The sequence below is a fragment of the Arthrobacter sp. B0316-1-20 genome (assembly GCF_059091865.1).
Window position 1 is genome coordinate 253,166 of sequence record NZ_JBNHHC010000006.1, and the last position, 23,238, is coordinate 276,403.

Consider the following 23,238-nt stretch of genomic DNA (forward strand, 5'->3'; position numbering starts at 1 on the left):
GCTGCTTGCCAGCCTAATCCTTTGTGCGCCGCCGGCGGTGTTGAGCGTCACACTGCACGATGTAAATGGAGGTGAATCTGCGGTGAACGGCACCCGGTGGCGCCGTCGCCCGCGGGAATCCGGCTAGTGAAGGGTGGGTTCCTTGACTACGCTGAGACCAGCGCCAGAAGGTTGCGCGGCGGTCCAAGCCCGCGGTGCAACCCGCAACGACCCACGGCGGGCCCGGCCCGCGCTGCAACCGTAAACGACCGGAGGATCGAAGATGTCCCAGAGCTCCCAGACCCACGGCACGGCAGGAACTGCGGTGGCCGGCCCGTTCACCGTGCGAGACATGGTGGTGGGCGCCGGCATCGTCCTGCTTTTCCTCTCGTCGGTGATGCCCCTGCAAGTTCTCCAGGGCATCGGCGTGAACCTATGGAATTCGGGCGGCCTGTTCCAACTGGGGCTGGGTATCCTGCTTCCGGCGGTGGTCTTGGTCCTGTTTGTCGTGCGGCGGCTGGCCCCGCAGACGCCGCTGCGGGTGGGCTCTTTGTCGGTCGACCAATTCGCCTCGGTGGTCGCTTCGCTGGCGCTGGCGTTCTACTTCCTGACGATCGTTACCGTCTTCAGCGTTAGCGGAGTCATCGGATTCATCGGCGCGGTGGTGCTCTTTGCGGGAACCGTTTGCGCGCGCTGGATTCCGCAGCTTGCCGTCGATTTCGCCGGCCGTCCCGAGGCCGTCGCCCACCCCGTGGCGCGCGACGCTGTTCCGGCTGCACCCCGGCCGAAGCAACCCAAGCCCGCCACCGGGCAGCCCGGCGCGAACCAGCCCGGCGCGAACCAGACGGGGGTCGGACAACCGGCCGGCCACAGCGGAGCCGCCCGCCAGGGAACGGCCAGGGCAGGTGCCGTCCGGATTGACGATGCGGCGGAAGCGCGCGGCGCAGGGGTCCCCGCCGGTTCCGCAGCACCTGCTCCGTCCGCCGCACACTACGCCGGAGCGCAACAACCTTCCACCGGGCAGTTCGCTGCACCCTCGGGTAAGGGAGCGGCCGGAGTGGCAGGCGCCGCCGCGGCCGCCCACGCCATGAACTCGCCGGAACACGGAACCGGCACCGGCACCGCGACGATCGCGTCGGGACGGGACACCGACGCCAGCCCGATCAGCACGCAGCGGGCCGAGGACCTTGAACCGGAAGATTCCCTGTCGCCGGGGGCGGCAGACGGTGAGGCCGTCGGCATCCCCGTGACCGCCGATGCGAGCGGATCCGCAACGGCGCGCGCCGCCGCGTCCTCGGCGAGCGGCGTGGCCACGGACGTCGGCTACTCCGCCGGAACGGTGGTGGGCGGGTCTGCCGCGTCCGCCGGCGGCCGGCAATCCCGGGAGCCTGCCACAACGGGCCGCACCGGAACCGCGGATCTTGCCGGCGGCACAGGCGAGCATGGCGCAGCCGAACGGCAGGACGAGTCGGCCGTTCCCGCCGGCGGGCCGGTCGGTGGTGCAGCCGCCGAACCGGCCGCCGGTGCGGCCGTCGGCGGTGCAGCCGCCAAGCCGACCGGGGCCGGAGCCAGTGCCGCCACACCCGCCGACCAGACGACGACGGCAGCCACCACGGCCATGCCGTCGGTCGGGGAGAAGGTCACCGCTCGCGCCGTCGCCGACGCTGCCTCGGCTTCTGCTCCCATCAGCGCCACCAGGGAACACTACGAGGACGAGGAAGCAGAAGGGGAATACGAGGCCTTTTGGTTCGCCGTCGGGCGCACCCGCCCGGTGCTGGACGAGAACACCGGCCAGGCCATGTTCACGGTGGAGCCCGGGTCGTGGATCCTGGCGCTGCAGGACCGCGGCGACGAATTCCTGGTGCAGCACACGGACGGCCGGGTGGGCGTGTTGAGGGACCTGACGAACATTGAGCGTGCCTGATCGGGCGCCGGCCACCCGCCGGCGCAAGACCGAGGAGTCCCTGCTGGCGCGCAAACGCCGCGCCCGGCGGATCAACAAGGAGCTCGCCGAACACTACCCGTATGCGGTGGCGGAACTGGATTTCTCCAACCCCTTCGAACTGCTCGTGGCGACCATCCTCTCCGCGCAGACCACCGACGTTCGGGTCAACATGACCACTCCGGTGCTCTTCCAGCGCTACCCGGACGCCCGCGCCCTCGCAGCAGCCGATGAGGCCGAACTGCAGGAGCTGATCAAGCCCACGGGCTTTTTCCGGGCCAAGGCCCAGAGCCTGCTGAAGATGGCCAACCAGATCGTCGACGAATTCGACGGCGAGGTCCCGGGAAACCTGGACGACCTGGTCAAGCTCGCCGGCGTCGGCCGAAAGACGGCGAATGTGGTGCTGGGCAATGCGTTTGGGATCCCGGGGATCACCGTGGACACGCATTTCCTCAGGTTGTCCCGCCGCTTCGGGTGGAGCGAGTCGACCGACGCGGTCAAGGTGGAATTTGATGTTGCGGAGCTGTTCGAGCCCAAGGACTGGACCATGCTCTCGCACCGTGTTGTTTTTCACGGCCGCCGGGTGTGCCACGCCCGGAAGCCGGCGTGCGGCGCCTGTCCCGTCGCCCAATGGTGCCCGTCCTACGGCGAGGGAGAGGTGGACCCGGACAAGGCGCGGAAACTGCTGAAGTACGAACTTGCGCCGGGACGCGAAGAACTGCTGGCGCGGATGATGGCCGGGGAGACGAGGCGGGAGCTTCGCGCAGCGGGCTTTCCGCTGGGAGCCTGACGATGAGCGCCAAGCAGGACCTGCAGCGGCTGGTGGAGCTGCCGATGGACCAGCGGCTCTCCGTCCGCGAACGGGAGCGCTGGTACGACGTCGCGCTTGACCAGGGGACGGCGCGCCCGGCCGCGGTGCTCCTGCTCTTCGGCGCCCTGGACGACGCACCTGCCCACTTCCACGATTCGGCCGTCCCGGATGATCTTGACCTGCTCTTCGTGGAACGCGCCGCGGGCCTCTCCTCGCATCCCGGGCAGGTGGCGTTTCCGGGCGGCCGCATCGACCCCGACGACGACGGACCCGCCGCCGCGGCGGTCCGCGAAGCGGTCGAGGAAACAGGCCTGGACGCGGCCGGCGTCGAAGTCCTGGGAGTCCTGCCGGACATCCCGCTGTCGGTCAGCAACTTTTTGGTGACGCCGGTCTTGGCCTGGTGGGCCGCTCCCTCGCCGGTCGACGTGGTCGACTTTGCCGAGTCGGCGCAGGTCTTCCGTGTGCCGGTCGCCGACCTGCTGGATCCTGCCAACCGGCGGATGTCGGTGCTCCGCCGCGGCGGCCAGGTTTTCCGCAGCCCCGCGTTCCTGGTCCACGGAGTGGTGGTCTGGGGCTTCACCGCCATACTGCTCAGTCACCTGTTTGACGACCTGGGATGGTCGTTGGACTGGGACAGGTCGCGCGTGATCCCGGCACCGATCGCCCCGCGCCCTGCGGCTGGCTGACGGCTGCCCCGCCCGCCCTGGCCGGCAGCTTGCGCCCTGCGGCCGCCTGACGGCTGGTTCCCGTCTGGGCCCTCCGGCCGGGCTGACGGTCATGGTCCGGTGGCCAGCTGGGGGAGGCACGCTGCCTTACTTGGCGTCGGCGTAGGAATCGACCACCGCCACACTGACCGGGAAGGCCACAGGGATGGCGCCGAAGACCAGGCGGGTGGCGGCAGCCGCGGATTCCTCCACCAGCCGGCAGGCCAGTTGGGCACGGTCCTCGCGGACGTGCAGCATGACCTCGTCGTGAAGGAAGAACACCATTTCCCCCACGAAGGTTCCTTCCGCCGCGCAGGCGCGCAGCCGCCGTCGTAATTCCGCCAGCCAGCACAGCGCCCATTCAGCGGCCGTGGACTGCACCACGAAGTTGCGGGTGAAGCGGCCGCGGCTGCGCGCGAGGGTATCGGCCCGTCGCTGCTCTTCGGCCGTGGATGTGCGTTGGGAGGCCAGCCAGCGTTCCGACGGCGGAGGGCAGCTGCGGCCCAGGTAGCTGCTGACCACCTGCCCCGCCTCGCCGGCCCGGGCCGCGCGCTCGACCACCGCGATGGCCTGCGGATACGTCCGGGTGAGCTGGGGCATCAGCCGGCCGGACTCGCCGGTGGTCGCACCGTACATGGCCCCGAGCATCGCGATCTTCGCCTTGGCACGGTCGCCACCGAATCCGGCGTCGGCAATGCCCTGGTAGAGATCCTTGCCGCGGCCGGCCGCTGCCAGGGCCTCGTCCTGCGCCAGCACCGCCAGCACCCGGGGTTCCAGCTGCGCTGCGTCCGCGACGATGAGCTTGTGGCCGGGATCAGGGCGGACGGCGTCCCGGATTTGGCCGGGTATCTGCAGGGCCCCGCCGCCGCGCGAGGCCCATCGCCCGGTGACCACGCCGCCCACCACGTACTCGGGCCGGAAGCGGCCGTCCCGGACCCAGGCGTCCAGCCAGGCCCAGCCATTGGCAGTGAACAGGCGGGCGAGCTTGCGGTATTGCAGCAGCGGCTCGATTGCCGGATGGGTGTGCTGCTTCAATTCCCAGGAGCTGGTGGTTTTGACCTCGATACCGGCCCGGTGCAGGGCGCGGATGAGCTGCTGCTGGGAGTCGGGGTTGAACGTGGGATTGGCCAGCTCCTGTCCGAGCCTGACGGCGAGCTCCTCCAGCTTGTCCGGCCGCTGGCCTTCCCGCGGGCGTGCCCCCAGTTGGTCCTCAAGGATGCCCAGGTGCACGTCCTCGCGCCACGGCACGCCGGCGTGCTCCATCTCGGTGGCGATCAGGGCGCCTGCCGATTCGGCCGCCAGCAGCAGCTGCAGCCGGCCGCGGTGGACGGACGCGGCCACGGCAGCCAACTGGTCCTGCAGCTCGGCCACGAGGTCCTCCAGCTCGGTGCCGCCGGGCTGTGGTTCGTCAAAGAGGGTGAACTGGTCCGGGGACTGCTGCGGAGGCGGCAGCTGACGGGGCAGCTCTTCGTCCTGATGCGCGGCCGGCGCCTCCCGCAGCGCGCGGACATACCCGGTGTCCGGGGCGTGGACCGACAGCGCCAGGATGTTGCGGGCGAGCGTGAGATCGTGGCTGCGGTCCACGCGGGTGCCGGCGGCCAGCAGCGGCTGATACGCGGCGCGCGTGGCTTCGAAGACCCAGCGGGGTCCCTCGCCGTCCAGGCTTCGGACCGTCGAGGCGAGTCGTCCCTGGGGCACGACGACGGGCGGCCCGGTGGGGGTGCCATGCGCGTTGGTGCGCTGCAGGTAAGCGACGGGTTCTGTGCCCTCCGGCACGGAAATGTTCCGCGCGGCGGAGGCCAGGACCATGTACACACCTCAATTCTGCACCGACCGGTCCTCCACACACCTCAAGCCGTCCTTTGCGGCCCACATCCGGAGTTGGCGTGGCGGGCGCGGGCCGGGAGTTCAGCGAAGATCGGGGCATGCCAGGACACCACACCGCCGCCGAGCGGTCCCGCTGGAAACCAGCGGAAGCGACGGACGTCGTCCTCGTCGGCGGCACCGACCGGCTGCGGGATGAAGTGGCCAGGATCGCCGCCGCGGCCGGGCTGGCACTTCGCCCCGACGGACGCCCCGACGGATTGCAGGGGGCCCCGGATGCCGCTCGTGGGGCCGCCCCGATGCTGCTGGGCACCGACGGGCATCACCGGGTGCAGCGGACCAACGGGGACATCATCGTGGTCGGATTCATCGACGAGGCACCGGCCCTCTGGGACCTGGCGGCCTCCACGGGGGCCGGGCGGGTGGCGGTGCTGCCCGAGGGCGCGGTGTGGCTGGCGGAATACCTGAGCCGGACCTGGCGGCGTGAAACGGCCGGGAAGGTGGTTGCCGTGCACGGGGCCAGCGGTGGAGTAGGGGCCTCTGCCCTGGCCGCCTGGCTGGCCGCGGAGGCTGCCCGCTCGGGAACGGCCACGGTCTTGGTGGACGACGACCCGCTCGGCGGAGGGCTCTCGGCGGCCCTGGGTGCCGCCGACGTCCCGGGCCTAGCCTGGCCGGATCTGGCGGCGGTGCAGGGAACGGTGAACCCGGTCCAATTGGCGGCGTCCTTGCCGGCGACCGGCGGATTCTCCCTGCTGTCTTGGCCGGGGACAGGGGACCCCGCCCTGCACGGCGCCCCGCAGGACGAGGTGGCGGCGGAGATCATGGCGGCCGCGGCAGGTGCTTTTGGCTTGGTGGTTGTCGACGCCGGACGGCTGAGAAGACCGCCCCAGACCGGGCCTCCGGCTAACGACACTGTGCTGCTGGCCCGGACGGACAGCCGCTCCCTGCGGGCCGCGGCGGCCGCGGCGGCAGCGGCCGAAGCCGGAACGAACCTGCACTTGGTGGTGCGGGGACCGTTGCCGGCCGGAGCCGACGAACAGCTGATCGCCGACGAGCTGGGGGTGGCGTTGGCCGGCTATGTGCCGCACCTGCGCGCGGTCCCGGCGGCACAGCGGGGAGGGCGCCTGCTGGATCTGGCCTCGAACAGGCGGATCCGCGCGTTGTGTGCCGGCCTGCTGGCGCGCCTCAACCCCGCACCGGGGCAGGGCAGCGGGTCATGAACGGGGCGGGACGCAGGCGGGCTGCCCCGGCAGCGGTCTCCGCCATCGGATTGGAGCCCTTCCGCCGCGCGGTGCTCTCCGATCCATCGCCGGTGACGGGAGCCCGCCTGGCAGCAGCCGTTCAGTCGAGCGGCCGTTTGCTGGGTACGGCCGGTACGTTGCAGGCGGTGGACTCACTGGCCGCAGACTTGCGCGGGCTGGGGCCGCTGCAACCGCTGGCGGACGCGGGAGCCACGGACATCCTGGTAAATGGCCCGCAGGACGTCTGGACCGACGGCGACGGCGGTCTGCTCCGTGCCCCCGTCGCTTTCGCCGGCGACGCCGAGGTCCGGGCGCTGGCCGTACGTCTGGTCGCAGCCGGCGGGCGCAGGCTCGACGACGGGAACCCGTGCGCGGATGTGCGCCTTGCGGGATACCGGGTTCATGCCGTGCTGCCACCGGTTTCAACCGGCGGGACGCTGCTCTCGATCCGGCTCCATCGTCCGCGCCGCTTCACGCTCGCGGAACTGCTCATCGCCGCGCCGCAGTGGCGGCCCTATCTCGAAGCCGTCGTCCGGCAGCGCCTGAACTTCCTGATCTGCGGAGCCACCGGGTCAGGCAAGACGACCTTGCTTTCGGCGATGTTGGGGATCGCCGGCCCGCAGGAACGGATGGTCTTGGTCGAGGATGCCGCCGAACTGGACCCGGATCATCCGCATGTGGTGGGCCTGCAGAGCCGGACCAGCAACGTCGAGGGCACCGGGTCGATCGGCATGGCGGAACTGGTTCGGCAGGCCCTGCGGATGCGGCCTGACCGGCTGGTGGTCGGAGAGTGCCGGGGCGCCGAGGTCCGCGAGTTCCTTGCGGCGATGAACACCGGCCACGCCGGAGCCGGCGGCACCATCCACGCAAACTCCGCCGCGGCGGTCCCGGCCAGGCTGGCGGCCATGGGCGCGCTCGCCGGGATGAGCGCCGAAGCGGTCGTACTTCAGGCCGCGAGCGCACTGGACCTGGTGATCTCGATGCACCGGACCGGGGAAGGGCGCTGCGTGCAGGAGATCTGCCTGCTGCAGCGCGATCCCTCGGGTGGCTTGCAGACCATTCCGGCGCTGGCCGCTGACGGAGCCGGCATCAGGCACTCGACCGGATCAGACGCACTCAGCGAACGGCTGTTCCCGTGACCGGCCTCGCGGTATTCCTGTTGAGTGCGGCAGCCTGCCTGTTGCTGGTGGCGGGTCGCGGATTCCGGTCGGCGGAGGTGCGCCGCGGCCCAAAACGTACCCTGGCCGGCAGCGGGACGCGGCGCCGGTCCGCCGGCGCCGAATTGGACCTGCTGCCCCTCTTCGTGCGGCAGCTGGCCGCGCTGTTGAGTTCCGGGCGCACGCCGGCCCAGCTCTGGCCGGACATGCTCTCGTTCTACGCCGCAACGGGACTGCCAGACCGGTCCGCGCCCGGCTCAAGACGGCGGGATGGAACGGGGCCGGCGTCGGGTGCGGCAGCGCGGGAAGTGGGGCTGTTGCTCCCGACCCTTGAGGCGGCAGCACAGGCCGCGGATTTGGGGCTGGGAATAGGACCGGTTCTGCGGAGGCAGGGGCCGGGCGACGGCCGGCGGGTACGACCCGAGGCCGCCGCCGTGCAACGGATGTGGCATGATCTGGCTTCCTGCTGGGAGGTTTCCGAGAGGACCGGGGCACCACTGTCACTGCTGCTGGAGAATTATGCGCGACACCTGCAGCATCGGCTTGATGCCAGGGCTGCGCGCAGAATCGCGCTGGCGGGACCCAAGGCCACCGCGGCCCTGCTCGGGTGGCTGCCGCTGCTGGGACTTGGGCTCGGCGCCGCGATGGATGCCGACCCCGTCGCCACGCTGCTGCTGTCACCGACGGGGTGGCCGGTCCTGGTCACCGGGGCGGCGCTCATGGTCGGCGCGCGCTTCTGGTCCCGGCAGCTCGTGCGCCATGCTGCCGGAAGGGAGGGCCTGTGATTCCGGTGCTGACCGGTGTACTGCTCTTTGCTGCTGCCTGGCTGCTGTATCCGGGACTGGTCGGCGCCCGCCGCATCCCCGCGAAGCTGCCGCTGGTTTCAGGCGGAACCCGGAAAGGTGGCGGCAGGGACGAAGCGCCCGACGATCCGGCCCTGCACCTGGACTTGTTGGGCGCGATGCTGGCAGCGGGACTTCCCTTGCCTCACGCCGTTGCTGCCCTCGCTGCCACCAGCCAGGGAACGACGAAGACGGCTTTGGACCAGGTCGCCTCGGCGTTGTTGCTCGGCGTGGAATGGCAGGAGGCCTGGGCGCTCGCAGAGAGCGGTTCCGGACTGCACGTGTTGCGTGACTCCCTGCGCTTCGGTGCCGCAACGGGTGCGCCCTCGGCGGCGGTGCTCTTTGCCCAAGCCGACCAGCTGCGCCGGCGCGGACATCAGGAAGACCAGCAGCGTGCGGCCGCGCTCGGCACCCGGCTTGTACTTCCGCTGGGGCTGTGCGCCCTTCCGGCCTTCATTGCGCTGGGCGTCGTGCCGGTGCTCGTCGCCCTCGTGCCCAAGCTGTAAGCACTCCTCCACAGCGCAGGCTCCATCCCGGAGTGTGCACCGGGACCAAGCCGGCGGTGCCGGGCTCCTGGCCCGGTCGGGGAAGCTCGAATAACCGCAATCCGGCGGTCTCATCCAGGAGGAAAACATGTTGTCACTGGCCGAAATCCGGGACCGCACACCACGTTCGCTGCCGCCGAACCCTGCAGTGCAACTACCCGAGGACAAGACGGCGCGACAGATCGCGACGGCGCAACCACCCGGGGCCACGGCAGGGCAACCATCCCCATCAGCGGAACCGACCGGGAACGCCGCGGCACAACGGCCTGCGGCGGCACTACTGCCCACGGCGCCAGACGGCCCCGGCAGTCTGGCGGATGTCATTGACTTCCCGGCAGACGGTCGGAACAGGCTCGCCCGGAGAAACTGGCGGCACCTGACCGGCTCCGAAGCCGGAATGGCTACCGCCGAGTATGCCATCGCGACGCTTGCCGCGGTGGCGTTCGCCGGTCTCTTGGTCCTGATCCTGCGAAGCGGCGAAGTCCGCGGCATGCTCACGGATTTGGTGGAGCTGGCGCTGAGGGCGGTCTGACCGATGTCTGTGTGCCGCCCCACCCGCTCCAGCACCGGCCGGTGTGCCCCGGCCGCCCAGCGCGCCGGCGAGCGCGGCAGCGTCACGGCGGAGTTCGCCGTTGTCCTGCCCTCCGTCGTCGTCGTGCTGGCTTTCCTGCTGGCTGGTGCGGCCGCCGGAGCAGCACAGCTGAATGTGGAGAAGGCCGCACAGGCCGCGGTCCGGCAGCTCGGCCGCGGCGAGCCGGAGACAGCAGCCGCCCACACGGTCCGCTCCATCGCCGGGGACGGCGCTACGTTGGCGTCCGGCAGCGGCGGCGGCTGGGTTACGGTCCATGTCACTGCTCAGGTATCCGGTCCATGGCCTGGGGTTGGCGGCTGGACGCTGGAGGCCCGGGCATCCGCGCCTGCCGAGCCGACCGGCGGGCCGGTGATTCCGCCAGGCGCAGGAAATGGAGCCGGCTAAGCGACGGCCGGCGCCCCGTGCCGCACCACCCGGTGCGGGTGCCGGTTTCGGAACAGCCGGACCGGACAGCACTGACCACGGCGACGGCGCCGGCGCTGGCGTCACCGGACCGCACGGCACGGACCACGGCGCCGGAACGGTGCTGTCGGTGGGGCTGGTGCTCATGCTGTGCCTGATGCTCGCGGTGCTCGTCACGGTGATGCAGGCGGGCTTGGCATCGGCGCGGGCGGGGAAGGCGGCCGACCTGGCTGCCTTGGCCGGCGCCGATGCTGCCCGCGGCCTGCTGGCCGGCGAACCATGTACCCTGGCCGCAGACGTGGCACGCAAGCAGGACGCCGAGCTGCTGGCGTGCCGCCGTTCCGGACCCGGCGGTGTGGTGGTCGACGTCCGAACCCGAACCCGGCTGCCCGACGTGCTGGGGTGGCTTGACGGACAGTGGACGCATGCCGAGGGCCGGGCACGTGCGGGGCCACCACCGGGCGGGTAAGCCATCAACAGCGTGGGGTGGCCAGCCCCAAGGCGATAACCATCGGCAGCGCGGACGAAGCGCTGTTTCCCACCAGGCGCGTGCAGTGTTTGCCGAGCCACGCGGGGCGGCGGGGCCCTTAGCTAGGCGACGGCCGCCTGGTGCCTGTCGGCAGGGGCAGGGCCAGCCTGGGAAAGCAGAGCCTCGATCAGCGTGACCGCCCCCGACTTGTCCAAGGGATTGTTCTTGTTGCCGCATTTGGGGGACTGCACACAGGAGGGGCAGCCCGTTTCGCACTCGCAGGACCGGATGGCGTCCCGGGTGGCCGCCAGCCAGATCCTGGCTGCCTCAAAGCCCCGCTCGGCGAAGCCTGCGCCGCCGGGATGCCCGTCGTAGACGAAGATGGTCGGCTTGCCGGTATCGGCATGCAGTGCCGTCGATACCCCGCCGATGTCCCACCGGTCGCTGGAGGCCACCAGCGGGAGCAGCCCGATGCCGGCATGTTCGGCCGCATGCAGGGCACCGGGCACACGGGCCGCGACCAACCCCGCCGACGTTAGTTGCTGCTCGCCGATGGTGAACCAGACGGCCTTGGTGAACAGTTCCCTGGCCCCAAGATCCAGCGGCTCTTCGCCCAGGATCTCGTTGGAGATGAAGGCCTTGCGCTGGAAGGAGACCACTTTGGTGGTGACCTTGACGTCGCCGAAACAGGTCTGGACCTCGCCCCACTGCTCGGTTCGCTGCGCGCCGAGCACTTCGATCTGCGTGACGTCGCGGGCCTGGGTGTAGTAGTCCGGATTGGCCCGGGTCACCATCGCGCAGTGGTCCTGCTCGTTCAGTTCATCCACGACGTATGTCGTGCCCTGGTGCACGTACACGGCGCCGTTGTGTGCCTGATAGTGCGACTGCGGGGAGTCCATGGTCCCGAGCAGTGTCCCGGATTCCGTTTCGACAATGCTGATGGGCCCGCCGCCGTCGGCCCGCAGGTTCACCATGGCCGCCGCGCTTTCCGGATGGGTCCAGTACCAGCCGGCCGGCCGGCGCCGGAGATAGCCGTCGACGGTCAACTGGTCGAGCAGGCCGGGAGCCGCGGCGCCGAACAGCCCGATGTCCGCGGGCGTCAACGGAAGCTCCTGGGCCGCGGCGCACAGGTGCGGTCCCAGGACGTAGGGGTTCGACGGGTCGAAAACGGTCGCCTCCACGGAGACGTTGAAGACGGCCTCGGGGTGGTGGACCAGATACGTGTCCAGCGGATCGTCGCTGGCCACGAAGGCAGCCAGCGCGTCCTGCCCGGACCGGCCGGCGCGGCCGATCTGCTGGAACAAGGAGGCGCGGGTGCCCGGCCAGCCCGCGACCAGGACGGCGTCCAGCCCGGAGATGTCGATGCCCAGCTCAAGCGCCGACGTGCTCGAGACGCCCAGCAGCTGCCCCGACCTGAGCTTGGCTTCCAGCTCGCGGCGTTCCTCCGGCAGGTAGCCGGAGCGGTAGGCAGCCACCCGCCCGGGCAGCGAGGGGTGGACGTCGTCCAACAGCCGTTTGGTGATGGAGGAAATCGTCTCGGCACCCCGGCGGGACTTGATGAAGGCGATGGTACGCACCTGCGCCGCGACGAGATTGGCCAGCAGGTCGGAGGTCTCGGCAACCACCGTGCGCCGTTCCTTGGCGCCGTTCTCGCCTGTGAGCTCGGTGAGCTGAGGTTCCCAGAACGCTACGGTCGTGGAGCCGTGCGGCGAGCAGTCTTCGGTCACCGCCTCTGCTTCCGCGCCGATCAGCCGACCGAAGGAGGTTGCGGGGTCCGCGGAGGTGGCGGAAGCGCCGATAAACACGGGGTCCGCCCCGTAACTGGCGCAGACGCGGCGCAGCCTCCGCACGAGATTGGCAACATTCGAGCCGAAGACACCGCGGTAACTGTGCGCCTCGTCAATGATCACGAAGCGGAGCCGGCGGAAGAACCGTGCCCACCAGGCGTGGTTGGGCAGGATCCCGAAGTGCAGCATGTCCGGGTTGGCCAGCACGAAGTTGGCATGGTCCCGGATCCAGCGGCGGGCACCCGGATCGGTGTCGCCGTCGTAGGTTTCCGCCCGCACGGTGGGCAGCTTCAGCGCCTTGATCGCCGCCAGCTGGTCGGCCGCCAACGCCTTGGTCGGGGCCAGGTACAGGGCGACGGCGCCGCTCGGCTCGAGGCTCACGGTGTCTGCCAGGGCCGTGCGGTGGATGGCGTCCAGGGCCGGCACCTGGTAGGCCAGCGACTTTCCGGAGGCAGTTCCCGTGGCAATGATCGTATGGCGGCCCTGATGGGCACCCTCGGCGGCGCGCACCTGATGGCGCCACGGCTCGTGCACACCGAGCGAGGCATAGGCGGCACGGATATCACCGTGGACCCACTCCGGCCACGGCTCGACCACGGCCTCCCGGGCCGGAAGCTCGCGGACATGCACCAGTTGCTCTGGCTCCGGACCGGAGCCGAGCAGCGGAATCAGGGAATCGTGCAGGGCCACCCGAACATTGTGTCACCACACCGGGGCGCGGCGGGCAGCACCCGCAGCAGGGCAGCTGCGGGCCGTGCGGGCCGGCTGCTGCCCGCACTGATCGGCCAAGCAGCAGCACGGGCGGGCCGGGCTGCATGGGTGGGCAGGCAGCACCGGTGTGCCAGGCAGCAGGCGGTCAGCCCTCCGCCACGGGCTTGAGGATCATCACATCGCAGACCGTGTCCCAGCCCAGGTGCCGGTACAGCATCTGGCCGTCGTGCGAGGCGATCAGCAGCCCGGTGTCCACCATGTGCTCCAGCACGGAGGCGATCAGCGCGCGCATCACGTGCGTGGCCAGCCCGCGCCTACGGTAGTTAAGGTCCGTTTCGATGTGGTCGAAGACCGCGAAATTGTCGACGGCGGCGGCGACGCCGTGGGCGGCCTCGTTTCCTTCATGCACCACCCGGACCTTGTGGACGTTCCCGTGCTTCTCGACCTCGGTCTTGTAATCGGGGTCGCGGTACCACGGGTCCTCGGCGTCCTGGCCGGACATGTCGGTGACCATCAGCGACTGGGCGTTGTGGTGCACCCGCAGCCCATGCTGCGGCGCGAGCTGATGGATCCGCTGCGCGTCGCGCGTGAGCACGGTGAAGATCCGTCCCGGTGACTTGGTGGTGTCGCGGGCCACGGCGGCGAATTCCTCGTCGCCGGGTTCGAACGCGAAGTACTCCCAGTCCCCGGTCTTGTCCGCCAGCAACACGGCCGGGTGTCCGTCGACCTCTTCGGCGGAGTAGCCGCGGCAGGCCGACCAGCCGGCGACCCAGGCGGCAAGGACGTCGTCGGGGACGTCAGTCGTATATTCGTGACCCATAGCAGGACTGTACCGAACAGCGGGCGCGGGCGGCATGCCTAATCGATGACAACCCTGTCACAATCCCTGATTACCGGCCACCGCGTAACCTTGATGCGTGGCTTTGAACCGGATTGTGCTTTATTACGCTTTCACCCCGTTGCCGGACCCGGACGCCGTCCGGCTCTGGCAACGCGCGCTGTGCGAGAAACTCGGCCTGCGCGGCCGGATCCTGATATCCAAGGACGGCATCAACGGCACCGTCGGCGGAGAGCTGAACGCGGTGAAGCAGTACGTGAAAACCACGCGCGAATACCCCGCCTTCCGCGGCCTCGACGTGAAGTGGTCCGAGGGCGGGGCGGAAGACTTCCCGCGGCTGAGCGTCAAGGTCCGGGACGAGATCGTATCCTTCGGTGCCCCGGGGGAGCTCAGGGTGGACCAGGGCGGCGTGGTCGGCGGCGGGACGCACCTGCGCCCGGAGGAACTGCACCAGCTCATCGACGCCAAAAAGGCGGCGGGCGAAGACGTGGTTTTCTTCGACGGCCGCAACGCCTTCGAAGCGCAGATCGGCAAGTTCAAAGACGCCATCGTGCCGGACGTGGCCACCACCCACGACTTCATCAAGGAACTGGACTCCGGCAAGTACGACGATCTTAAGGACAAGCCCGTGGTGACGTACTGCACCGGCGGCATCCGCTGCGAGGTGCTGTCGTCCCTGATGGTCAACCGTGGCTTCCAGGAGGTCTACCAGCTCGACGGCGGAATCGTCCGTTACGGCGAAACCTTCGGCGACGCCGGGCTGTGGGAAGGTTCGCTCTACGTCTTCGATCAGCGCATGCACCTGGAGTTCACGCCGGACGCCAAGACCATCGGGGAATGCGTCCGCTGCCAGGCGCCGACCAACAAGTTCGAGAACTGTTCCAATCCGGACTGCCGCCAGCTGACGTTGTACTGTTCCTCATGCGCAGCGGATCCGCAGACCCTGCGCTGCCCGGACGGCTGCCCGGAGCCTGCCGCCGCCTGACTGCCGCTGCTGACTGCCGCCGGCCCGCTCCCGTTGTGTGGCCCGGCGGCATCCGGGCCGTCCGTCCCCGGGCAGGGGAGCGTCCCGGAGCTGTTTTGTGGACGTCGCGGGCTACCCAACGGCATCCGGCCCCGCGGCGGGTCAGGCGTTCGCGGTCTCGGGCCACAGGCCCGCGGTGGCATCCTGCGGTTCGGTGTCCTCGACCTCGGTCTTGAACACGCTCATGCCCCGCGCCTGGTAGTTGGCCACGGCCGCCGGCCCGTCCAGCGAACAGGTATGCACCCAGACGCGCCGCACCGGCGGAAACCCGTCCCAGCGGCCATGCAACTGCCAGGCCTGCCGGATGCCTTCGGTTAGCAGGGCACCGCCGAAGCCGCGGCCGATCGCCTCGGGGAACAGGCCGAAGTACATGATTTCGACGTCGGTGCCGGTCTCTCCGGGCCGGCCCAACAGTTCCACGTAGCCGGCCGGGGCGCCGGCTGTGTACAGCACCCAGGTTTCCGCCCCGGGGGCACGCACTGCCTGTTCCCATTCGCTGCGCGTGAGCACCAGCCGGTCGGCCCAGTTCCAGCTGCTGCCCACGCTGCGGTAGAGGAACTTGCTGAACTCCGGGCTGATCTGCCGCACCCGCACCACGGCGGCATCATCCGGCAGCGGGCGCGAGCCCGGCACCAGCTGGGCCGGATCGGTCTGTTCAAGGTAGGTGGTGGTGACGAGCATGAGGTCATTTAACCATCAGGGAACCGCCGCGGAGGCACGGGCAGCAGTGACCTGTGAGCGCTGAAGGGCCGCGGGCACCGTGGCCCGGCAGGTCCGGGGCGTGTCTGTCCGGGTTACTAGACTTGGGCCGTGGATAGTGCAGATTTCTCCGACGTCCCCCATGCGCCCGCCAGCAGCGACCGGCGGCTGCTGGCGGACCTGGCCGCCGACCTGACCACCCTGGATTACAGCGTGGACGGCGTCGCGGCGCTGCTCGGAACCGAGGCGTGGGAGGCCTTGGACCGCGACCAGCTGGTTCCGGCCGTGCTGGCCACCGCCCGCCTGCTGGAGGATCCGGCACAGGGCCGCCTGGCCGCCGTCGTGCGCCTCTGGCTGTTGGGTCGGAGCGTGCCGCCCGGGCTGCTGGCGCGGGCGTTCCCGCGCACCGGGGTGGACGGGCTCGCCGCCCTCCGGCTGGCCGAGCGCGACGGCGGTGAGTGGCGGGCCGCCGTCGACCTCCGCCCGTACGCCTTCGGCGAGACCGAGCTGTGGGTGGCCAGCGACCTCGGGGCGCACCAGCGGCCCGGCGTCCTTCGGCACGATCACGTCCTGGGCATCGGCCAGGCCTCGCTGACGCTGGCCCAGCTGACCGTCCGCACCGAGGTGGAACGGGCCCTGGATTTGGGCACCGGGTGCGGGATCCAGCTCTTCCACCTGCTGGGCCACGCCCGCCACGCCACCGCGACGGACATCTCGGAGCGGGCGCTGGCCTTCACCCGGTTCAACCTCGCCCTCAACGCCGGCGCCCTCGGGCTGGACCCGGACCACCTGGAGGAGCGGGTCAGCCTGCGGCTGGGCAGCCTGTTGGAGCCGGTGGCGGGGGAACGGTTCGACCTCGTGGTATCCAACCCGCCGTTCGTGATCACGCCGCGTCGCCCGGCCGAACGCGCCGACGAGCAGTTCACCTACCGCGACGGCGGACTGCCCGGCGACGACATCGTGGCCACCCTCTTCCGCTCCCTGCCCTCGGTGCTGGCCGACGGCGGCGTCGCACAGATGCTGGGCAACTGGGAAATTCCGGCGGGCGCGGGCAGCTGGCACGCCCGGTTGGAGCAGTGGCTGGCGCCGGACACCGACGCCTGGGTCATCCAGCGCGAGCAGCTCAGCCCGGCGCAGTATGCGCAGACGTGGCTGCGGGACGCCTCGGTGAACCGCGACCCCGAGCTGTTCGAATCCGCGTACGCCGCCTACCTGGACGATTTCGCGTCCCGGGACGTGGAGGCCCTCGGCTTCGGGCTCGTGTGGCTGCGCCGCTCCCTGCCCGACGCCGCGGCCGCCGCTGCAGGCGCAGGATTGCTGCGGAGGTTCGAGGAGATCACCTATCCGATCGAACAGCCCATCGGCCCGCACCTGGCCGCGGCGGTCGAGCGGGCCGATTGGCTGGCCGAGCACGCCGCGGACTTTGGCCGCCAGCACCTGCGGGCGGCCGAGGACGTGACCGAAGAGCGGCACCAGCGGCCGGGCGCCGAACATCCCGGCGTCATCCTGCTGCGCCAGGGCGCGGGGCTGCGCCGGACCAACCTGATGAGCACCGAGTTGGCCGGGTTCGTTTCCGCGTGCGACGGCGAGCTGGGCGTGGACCAGATCATCGGTGCGCTGGCGGCGCTGTTGGGCCGCGAGGAGCCGGACTTCGCCGGGCAACTCTCCGCCGAAGTGCGGAACCTGGTGGCAGACGGCTTCCTGGTGCCTGCCGGCGAATAGGAAATTGTTGCCGGATTGCAGTCCGGGATTGGCCGGCAGCCCCGCCCGGGAGCGGTGACCGGCATTACACTTACTGATCATGACTAAGGCTTCAAGCACGACGACCGGCCGGGCGGCCACGGCAGCGGCGGTCACTCCGGCCGAGCCGGCGGCCGGAGACAGGGTCAATATCTCCGATGCCCGCGCCATCCGTGCGCTGGCCCATAACGTGCGGCTGAAGGTCATCGAAGAGCTCTTTGATACGCAGCAGCCGGCCACCGCCACGGAGTTGGCGCAGCGGCACGGGCTGACACCCAGCGCCATGAGCTACCACCTGCGGGCGCTGGAAAAGTGGGGATTCGTCAAACGGTGCGTGAACCAGGGCGACGGCCGGGAACGGCACTGGCAGGCCGCCGCCGGACGCCTGGACGTGACCAGCGTGGCGGACAGCCGTGCCGCCACCATGGGCGTGGTGGATGTGGAACTGAACGACCTGCGCGAACGCCTGTCCAAGTACGTCAAACGGGACAAGCAATTGCCGAACCCGGACACCTGGCGGCAGGAGGGGCACCTGGCTGCGCTCAGCACGGGGCGGTTCTACCTGACCGAGGAACAACGGAAGGACCTCGGCCGGCGGATCGGCGAGATCCTGCTGGAATACAGCCCGACGACCAATCCCGAAAACCGGGGAGAAGGGGCGGAAAAGCTGTACTACGTCTTCTCCTTCCTGCCCGGCGACATCGACAACGATTAGGGCCTTGCCGCGGGCATCGGCAGCGGTCCGTTGCCGCGGAGGCAGCCGGCTGCACGCGCTGGCGTTTTCTGTTTCGCGGTACTGTTGCGGCTAACCTAGTGCTGACGGTCCTCCACCCCGCCGGGTTGGGGGACGTATTTACAAGCGCATCAACACCCTTTCTTTACGTAGGAGCACAGTGCCAGCCAAGGCCCGCGAAAAAACCGGTAAGAAACTCGTCATCGTCGAGTCCCCGGCCAAGGGCAAAACCATCGCCGGGTACCTCGGCGAGGGCTTTGAGGTCACGGCTTCCATGGGGCACATCCGTGACCTGCCCCAGCCCTCCGACCTGCCGGCCGAGCTGAAAAAGACGTCGGTCGGCAAGTTCGCGGTGGATATCGAGAACGATTTCGAGCCGTATTACGTGGTGTCTCCGGACAAGAAGAAAAAGGTGTCCGAGCTCAAGTCGATGCTCAAGGACGCCGACGAACTCTATCTGGCAACTGACGGTGACCGCGAGGGCGAAGCCATCGCGTGGCATCTGCTGCAGGTGCTGCAGCCCAAGGTGCCCGTGCACCGCATGACGTTCAGCGAGATTACCCGCGAAGCCCTGCAGCGCGCCCTGACCGAGGTCCGCGAGGTGGACACCGACCTGGTCGACGCCCAGGAGACCCGCCGGATCGTGGACCGGCTCTTCGGCTACGAACTCTCGCCGGTGCTCTGGCGCAAGGTCAAGGCGGGGCTCTCCGCCGGACGCGTGCAGTCCGTGGCTACCCGGCTGGTCGTCGAGCGCGAGCGCGAGCGGATGGCGTTCCGGGCGGCCTCCTACTGGGACCTGGTGGCAACCGTGGCGCCGGAGGACGCGGCCAAGGGCGGGGTGTTCAAGGCGAAGCTGGTCTCGGTCGACGGCAGCCGGGTCGCCGCCGGCAAGGACTTCAACGATCTGGGCCAACTCAAGGCCCGCTCCGCCGTCCATTTGGACGAGGCGGCCGCCACCGCGCTGGCAGACTCCCTGCGCAGCGCCAGCTTCTCCGTCCGCGCGGTAGAGAACAAGCCCTACACCCGCCGGCCGGCGGCGCCGTTCACCACCTCCACCCTGCAGCAGGAGGCGGCCCGCAAGCTTCGGTTCTCCGCGCGCTCGACCATGCAGGTGGCGCAGAAGCTGTACGAAAACGGCTACATCACCTATATGCGTACCGACTCGCCGGCGCTAAGCGATCAGGCCGTGAACGCCGCGCGGCGTCAGGCCTCCGAGCTGTACGGGCCCGAGTATGTCCCGGATGCCCGCCGCGTTTACAAGGGCAAGGACAAGAACGCCCAGGAAGCCCACGAAGCCATCCGGCCCGCCGGTGATTCTTTCCGCACGCCCGGCCAGGTGCGCAGCCAGCTTTCCGGCGACGAGTACCGGCTGTACGAGCTGGTCTGGAAACGCACGGTGGCCTCGCAGATGGCCGACGCCAAGGGATCGACGTCGACCGTGCGGCTCGGCGCCACGGCCGGGGACGGGCGGGACGCGGAGTTCACCGCATCCGGCACCGTCATCACGTTCCCCGGTTTCCTGGCCGCCTATGAGGAGGGCAAGGACGCCGGACGCGAGGACGAGGACGATGCCACCGGCGGGCGCCTGCCGAACCTCGCCAAGGGCGACGCGCTGGACGCGCAGGCGGTCGACGCCGTGGGGCACGAGACATCGGCACCGCCGCGCTACACCGAAGCATCGCTGATCAAGACGCTGGAAGACCGCGGCATCGGCCGTCCGTCCACCTACGCCGCCACCATCTCCACCATCATGGACCGCGGCTACGTCCGCACCCGCGGCTCCGCCCTGGTTCCGAGCTGGATCGCGTTCTCCGTGGTACGGCTGCTGGAGGAGTACTTCAGCGACTACGTCGACTATGACTTCACGGCGGAACTCGAAGAGGACCTGGACCGCATTGCCCGCGGCGAGGCCAGCCGGACCGAGTGGCTCTCCGGCTTCTACTACGGGGACCGCAAGGAAACCGGCCTGAACACCGTGGTGAACGACCTGGGCGAAATCGACCCGCGCCGGATCAATTCGATCGAGATTGCCGAGGGAATCACCCTGCGGGTGGGCAAGTTCGGCCCGTATCTGGAACGCAACGGCGAGGGCGACGGCGAGGAGCCGGAGCGGGCCAATGTCCCCGACGACCTGGCTCCGGACGAGCTGACCCCGGAGAAAGCCCTCGAGCTGATGGAAACCCAGGGGCCTGGCGAGCGCGAGCTTGGAAAGGACCCGGAGACCGGCCGGACGATCGTGGCCAAGGAAGGCCGTTACGGCGCCTACGTCACCGAGGTGATCCATGAGCCGACGGCCGAGGAACTGGCCGCGCAGCCGGTGGAGTATTACAAGAACGGCAAGCCCAAGCCGCCGAAGAAGCCGGCCAAGGTCAGGCCTCGCACCGGTTCCCTGTTCAAGTCGATGAGCGTGGACACCGTCACCCTCGAGGACGCGCTGAAGCTCTTGAGCCTGCCGCGGGTGCTCGGCACCGATGCCGAGGGCACCGAAATCACCGTGCAGAACGGACGCTTCGGCCCGTACCTGAAGAAGGGCAGCGACTCGCGGTCGATCGGCTCCGAGGAGGAAATCTTCACCATCACGCTGGAACAGGCGCTGGAAATCTACGCGCAGCCGAAGACCCGCGGCGGCCGCACCGCCGCCGCACCGCTGGCCGAGTTCGGCGTGGACCCGGTGTCGGAGAAGAACATCGTGGTCAAGGACGGCCGGTTCGGCCCCTACATCACCGACGGCGTCACGAACATCACGGTGCCGCGCGCCACCAGCATCGAAGAGCTGACACGAGAGCAGGCCATCGAACTGCTGGCGGAGAAGCGCGCCAAGGGACCGGCGAAACCGGCGGCGAAGAAGCCGGTACGGCGCAAGGCCGCCGCCAAGAAGTAGCGGCCGCCGCGGGCCGCTGCCCGCGGCGGCCGGGGCCGGACCCGGTGCCCGTTTGCGGTGCCCGTGCCGCAGGCCTGCATAATATGAACATGCGTCTGGGCGTTCTCGACATCGGTTCCAACACGGTGCATTTGTTGTTGGTGGATGCCCGCCCGGGTGCCCGGCCGGTGCCATTCGCCTCGCACAAGCGGCCGCTGTCGCTGGTGGCGTATCTGGATGCCGACGGCAGTATCAGCGAAGAGGGCCAGCAGGAACTCATCGGCTTTATCCGAGAAGCCTGGCGGTTCGCCGGGCTGCACGGAGCCGAAGACATGCTGGCCTTCTGCACCTCCGCCATCCGCGAAGCGACCAACGGCAGGGCAGTATTGGACCGGGTCAAGGCGGAAGCCAATGTCACGCTGCAGGAGCTGACCGGCCCCGAGGAGGCCGGCATGACTCTGGTGGCCGTCCGCCGCTGGTACGGCTGGGGGTCGGGCACAATCCTGGACCTGGACATCGGCGGCGGCTCCTTCGAGATGGCCATCGGCCATGACGAACTGCCCGAACACGCCGTGTCGGTGCCGCTGGGAGCGGGCCGGCTGACCCGGGAGTGGCTGCCCGAGGACCCCCCGAGCGTGAAGAGCATCAAGGACCTGTACGGGTATATCCGCGAGACGCTGGCTCCCGCGGTCGAAGAAATTTCTGCCCACGGCCGGCCGGACATGGTGGTCGGAACCTCCAAGACCTTCCGCTCGCTGGCACGGATCGCCGGGGCCGCACCCTCGGCCGCCGGCCCGTACGTGCGGCGGGAACTGCACCGCACGGACCTGTCCCTGTGGACGCGGCGGCTGGCCGCCATGCCGGTCAGCGACCGTGTCAATCTTCCGGGTGTCTCGATGGTGCGGGCGCCGCAACTGCTCGCCGGGGCGATGGTCGCCGAGGCGGCGATGGAGATGTTTGAGACCGAGACGCTGCAGATCTGCCCGTGGGCGCTGCGCGAGGGGCTGATCCTCAAACGCTTCGATCACCTGCTCTACGACAGCGACGCCCCGGTCAGTCCCGTGGGCACCATGCTGGTGCGGCAGGCGCTGGAGCCGGCCCCCGCCGTCGAGAAGGTGGGCAGTTAGCAGCCGCGGCGCAAAACCGCGGACACGTCACGCGGCAGGGCTGCGGTGGAGGGCTTAAATGGCGACGCCGGCGAACGTTGCGGTCGGTTGGGGGAGTCAACCGCTGTTCGCCGGCGCCTGGACCGAAACCAGCAGATCCGGTCCATCATCACTCGCACCTTGATGAGGTGTTTAAGACACTAGACGGCGACCTTGGGACAACGCCGTTAAACACCTGAACGGCACCTGTGAGTTCTTCCCCGCCGGTGTGCGCGGGGGCCCGAACGACGGCACGCGCCGGATGACGGCACCATGATTCAATGGCAGACATGACTGCTGACGCCACGGAAACACCAACCGCACGCCGCATCGCTTTCCTGGGCTGTGGGTCCATGAACGAGGCCATCCTGGCCGGGCTGCTGGCCTCCGGAACACCGGCAGAACACGTGACGGCGACGGTGCGCCGCAGCGAACGCGCCGCTGAACTGCGCGGACGTTATCCCGGCCTGACGGTGCTGGCGGAACAAGACGACCCGGGCGCCAACGCCCATGCGGTGCAGGGCGCCGACGTAGCCGTGCTGGGGGTGAAGCCGGCGGGCATCGCGGACCTGTGCCGGACCATTGCGCCGGCTTTGGAGAAGCGGACCGTATTGGTTTCCGTGGCTGCGGCAGTCACCATTGCCGCGATGGAAGCTGCCCTGCCGGAAGGCCAGCCGCTGGTGCGCAGCATGCCCAACACGCCGCTCAAGGTGCGCCGCGGGGCGGTCGGCGTCTCCGCCGGCAGCCACGTGAGCGATGCCCAGCTGGAGGCCGCCCGCGAAGTATTCGCCGGCGCCGGCACAGTCGTCGTGGTTCCGGAACACCAGCTGGACGCGGTGTCCGCGGTCAGCGGTTCCGGCCCCGCCTATGCTTTCTACCTGGCCGAAGCGATGGCCGCCGCCGGCGTGGAGCTGGGCCTGGAACCGGAGCTGTCGATGACGCTGGCCCGTGAGACCGTGGCCGGCGCGGGCATCATGCTCGCTGCGCCGGATGCCGACCCGGCGGTCATGCGCCGTGCCGTCACCAGCCCGAACGGCACCACGGAGCGCGCCATCGCCTCCTTCGACGACGACGGGCTGCCGCAAGTGATCGCGCGCGGTGCCGCGGCCGCTGCCGAACGGGCGGCCGAACTCTCGCGCGAGCTGGCCTGAGCCGTAAGGGGGCCTGGATCCGCTGGACTTGCGGGCGGCCCC

The 23,238-nt window shown here is 69.7% G+C and carries 20 protein-coding genes; 16 read left to right on the forward strand and 4 right to left on the reverse strand.

What is annotated here, in order from left to right; genetic code table 11:
- Positions 1–262: 262 nt before the first annotated feature.
- The 3 genes from AC5RW2_RS12545 to AC5RW2_RS12555 are packed head-to-tail and all read left to right on the forward strand — an operon-like array spanning position 263 to position 3,418.
- Positions 263–1,903, forward strand: a complete 1,641-nt coding sequence (locus AC5RW2_RS12545) for a hypothetical protein (RefSeq protein ID WP_494049463.1) — start codon at positions 263–265, stop codon at positions 1,901–1,903.
- Positions 1,890–2,711 (forward strand): endonuclease III, encoded by an 822-nt coding sequence (gene nth, locus AC5RW2_RS12550; protein ID WP_494049464.1) that lies wholly within the window; start codon positions 1,890–1,892, stop codon positions 2,709–2,711. Before AC5RW2_RS12545 ends, nth begins: the two co-directional genes overlap by 14 nt.
- 2 nt (positions 2,712–2,713) lie before the next feature.
- Positions 2,714–3,418: an NUDIX hydrolase gene (locus AC5RW2_RS12555; RefSeq protein WP_494074013.1), complete on the forward strand. Its 705-nt coding sequence runs from the start codon at positions 2,714–2,716 to the stop codon at positions 3,416–3,418.
- Positions 3,419–3,544: 126 nt separating this feature from the next.
- Here AC5RW2_RS12555 and AC5RW2_RS12560 read toward each other — a convergent pair whose 3' ends face one another.
- The gene (locus AC5RW2_RS12560) at positions 3,545–5,245 is read right to left on the reverse strand and encodes a bifunctional 3'-5' exonuclease/DNA polymerase (protein WP_494074071.1); all 1,701 of its coding nucleotides are present in this window, start codon (positions 5,243–5,245) and stop codon (positions 3,545–3,547) included.
- Between the two features lie 116 nt (positions 5,246–5,361).
- Between AC5RW2_RS12560 and ssd the strand changes: the two genes are divergently transcribed.
- From ssd to AC5RW2_RS12595, 7 genes are all read left to right on the forward strand, one after another.
- Positions 5,362–6,480: a septum site-determining protein Ssd gene (gene ssd, locus AC5RW2_RS12565; RefSeq protein ID WP_494074014.1), complete on the forward strand. Its 1,119-nt coding sequence runs from the start codon at positions 5,362–5,364 to the stop codon at positions 6,478–6,480.
- Entirely contained in the window at positions 6,477–7,640 is a 1,164-nt protein-coding gene (locus AC5RW2_RS12570; protein ID WP_494074015.1) for a TadA family conjugal transfer-associated ATPase, read from the forward strand. Before ssd ends, AC5RW2_RS12570 begins: the two co-directional genes overlap by 4 nt.
- On the forward strand, positions 7,637–8,443 hold the full coding sequence (locus AC5RW2_RS12575; protein WP_494074016.1) for a hypothetical protein: 807 nt from the start codon (positions 7,637–7,639) through the stop codon (positions 8,441–8,443). The genes AC5RW2_RS12570 and AC5RW2_RS12575 overlap by 4 nt, the downstream gene beginning before the upstream one ends.
- Entirely contained in the window at positions 8,440–9,006 is a 567-nt protein-coding gene (locus AC5RW2_RS12580; RefSeq protein ID WP_494074017.1) for a type II secretion system F family protein, read from the forward strand. The genes AC5RW2_RS12575 and AC5RW2_RS12580 overlap by 4 nt, the downstream gene beginning before the upstream one ends.
- Before the next feature lie 127 nt (positions 9,007–9,133).
- Entirely contained in the window at positions 9,134–9,577 is a 444-nt protein-coding gene (locus AC5RW2_RS12585; protein ID WP_494074018.1) for a DUF4244 domain-containing protein, read from the forward strand.
- Positions 9,578–9,580: 3 nt separating this feature from the next.
- Entirely contained in the window at positions 9,581–10,021 is a 441-nt protein-coding gene (locus AC5RW2_RS12590) for a TadE family type IV pilus minor pilin (protein ID WP_494074019.1), read from the forward strand.
- Positions 10,008–10,508 (forward strand): Rv3654c family TadE-like protein, encoded by a 501-nt coding sequence (locus tag AC5RW2_RS12595; RefSeq protein ID WP_494049471.1) that lies wholly within the window; start codon positions 10,008–10,010, stop codon positions 10,506–10,508. Before AC5RW2_RS12590 ends, AC5RW2_RS12595 begins: the two co-directional genes overlap by 14 nt.
- 122 nt (positions 10,509–10,630) lie before the next feature.
- On the opposite strand, the gene AC5RW2_RS12600 is transcribed toward AC5RW2_RS12595, so the two are convergent.
- Together AC5RW2_RS12600 and AC5RW2_RS12605 are read right to left on the reverse strand one after the other, a co-directional pair.
- Complete coding sequence (locus tag AC5RW2_RS12600) at positions 10,631–12,985, reverse strand: DEAD/DEAH box helicase (RefSeq protein ID WP_494074020.1); 2,355 nt, start codon at positions 12,983–12,985, stop codon at positions 10,631–10,633.
- A gap of 166 nt (positions 12,986–13,151) precedes the next feature.
- A complete protein-coding gene (locus AC5RW2_RS12605; RefSeq protein WP_494000646.1) occupies positions 13,152–13,826 on the reverse strand; it encodes a GNAT family N-acetyltransferase in 675 nt (224 codons plus the stop codon).
- Positions 13,827–13,923: 97 nt separating this feature from the next.
- Here AC5RW2_RS12605 and trhO point away from each other — a divergent pair, with 97 nt between their 5' ends.
- Entirely contained in the window at positions 13,924–14,829 is a 906-nt protein-coding gene (gene trhO / locus AC5RW2_RS12610) for an oxygen-dependent tRNA uridine(34) hydroxylase TrhO (RefSeq protein WP_494074021.1), read from the forward strand.
- Between the two features lie 141 nt (positions 14,830–14,970).
- Here trhO and AC5RW2_RS12615 read toward each other — a convergent pair whose 3' ends face one another.
- A complete protein-coding gene (locus AC5RW2_RS12615; protein ID WP_494074022.1) occupies positions 14,971–15,549 on the reverse strand; it encodes a GNAT family N-acetyltransferase in 579 nt (192 codons plus the stop codon).
- 129 nt (positions 15,550–15,678) lie between these two features.
- On the opposite strand from AC5RW2_RS12615, the gene AC5RW2_RS12620 reads away from it, so the two are divergent.
- The 5 genes from AC5RW2_RS12620 to proC all read left to right on the forward strand — a co-directional run bounded on the left by AC5RW2_RS12620 (position 15,679) and on the right by proC (position 23,196).
- Positions 15,679–17,289 carry a DUF7059 domain-containing protein gene (locus AC5RW2_RS12620; protein ID WP_494012838.1) on the forward strand — a complete coding sequence of 537 codons (1,611 nt, stop codon included), beginning with the start codon at positions 15,679–15,681 and terminating at the stop codon, positions 17,287–17,289.
- A 79-nt stretch (positions 17,290–17,368) separates the two neighbouring features.
- On the forward strand, positions 17,369–18,022 hold the full coding sequence (locus AC5RW2_RS12625; protein ID WP_494074023.1) for an ArsR/SmtB family transcription factor: 654 nt from the start codon (positions 17,369–17,371) through the stop codon (positions 18,020–18,022).
- A 178-nt stretch (positions 18,023–18,200) separates the two neighbouring features.
- Complete coding sequence (gene topA / locus AC5RW2_RS12630) at positions 18,201–20,921, forward strand: type I DNA topoisomerase (protein ID WP_494074024.1); 2,721 nt, start codon at positions 18,201–18,203, stop codon at positions 20,919–20,921.
- A gap of 89 nt (positions 20,922–21,010) precedes the next feature.
- Positions 21,011–22,027, forward strand: a complete 1,017-nt coding sequence (locus AC5RW2_RS12635; RefSeq protein WP_494025356.1) for a Ppx/GppA phosphatase family protein — start codon at positions 21,011–21,013, stop codon at positions 22,025–22,027.
- A gap of 308 nt (positions 22,028–22,335) precedes the next feature.
- Positions 22,336–23,196, forward strand: a complete 861-nt coding sequence (gene proC, locus AC5RW2_RS12640) for a pyrroline-5-carboxylate reductase (protein WP_494074072.1) — start codon at positions 22,336–22,338, stop codon at positions 23,194–23,196.
- Positions 23,197–23,238 lie beyond the last annotated feature (42 nt).

Coding starts and splice junctions, on each gene's coding strand:
- AC5RW2_RS12545 (WP_494049463.1), top strand. CDS start 263: ATGTCCCAGAGCTCCCAGACCCACGGCACGGCAGGAACTGCGGTGGCC.
- AC5RW2_RS12555 (WP_494074013.1), top strand. CDS start 2,714: ATGAGCGCCAAGCAGGACCTGCAGCGGCTGGTGGAGCTGCCGATGGAC.
- AC5RW2_RS12560 (WP_494074071.1), bottom strand. CDS start 5,245: ATGGTCCTGGCCTCCGCCGCGCGGAACATTTCCGTGCCGGAGGGCACA.
- ssd (WP_494074014.1), top strand. CDS start 5,362: ATGCCAGGACACCACACCGCCGCCGAGCGGTCCCGCTGGAAACCAGCG.
- AC5RW2_RS12570 (WP_494074015.1), top strand. CDS start 6,477: ATGAACGGGGCGGGACGCAGGCGGGCTGCCCCGGCAGCGGTCTCCGCC.
- AC5RW2_RS12585 (WP_494074018.1), top strand. CDS start 9,134: ATGTTGTCACTGGCCGAAATCCGGGACCGCACACCACGTTCGCTGCCG.
- AC5RW2_RS12590 (WP_494074019.1), top strand. CDS start 9,581: ATGTCTGTGTGCCGCCCCACCCGCTCCAGCACCGGCCGGTGTGCCCCG.
- AC5RW2_RS12595 (WP_494049471.1), top strand. CDS start 10,008: ATGGAGCCGGCTAAGCGACGGCCGGCGCCCCGTGCCGCACCACCCGGT.
- AC5RW2_RS12605 (WP_494000646.1), bottom strand. CDS start 13,826: ATGGGTCACGAATATACGACTGACGTCCCCGACGACGTCCTTGCCGCC.
- AC5RW2_RS12615 (WP_494074022.1), bottom strand. CDS start 15,549: ATGCTCGTCACCACCACCTACCTTGAACAGACCGATCCGGCCCAGCTG.
- AC5RW2_RS12625 (WP_494074023.1), top strand. CDS start 17,369: ATGACTAAGGCTTCAAGCACGACGACCGGCCGGGCGGCCACGGCAGCG.
- AC5RW2_RS12635 (WP_494025356.1), top strand. CDS start 21,011: ATGCGTCTGGGCGTTCTCGACATCGGTTCCAACACGGTGCATTTGTTG.
- proC (WP_494074072.1), top strand. CDS start 22,336: ATGACTGCTGACGCCACGGAAACACCAACCGCACGCCGCATCGCTTTC.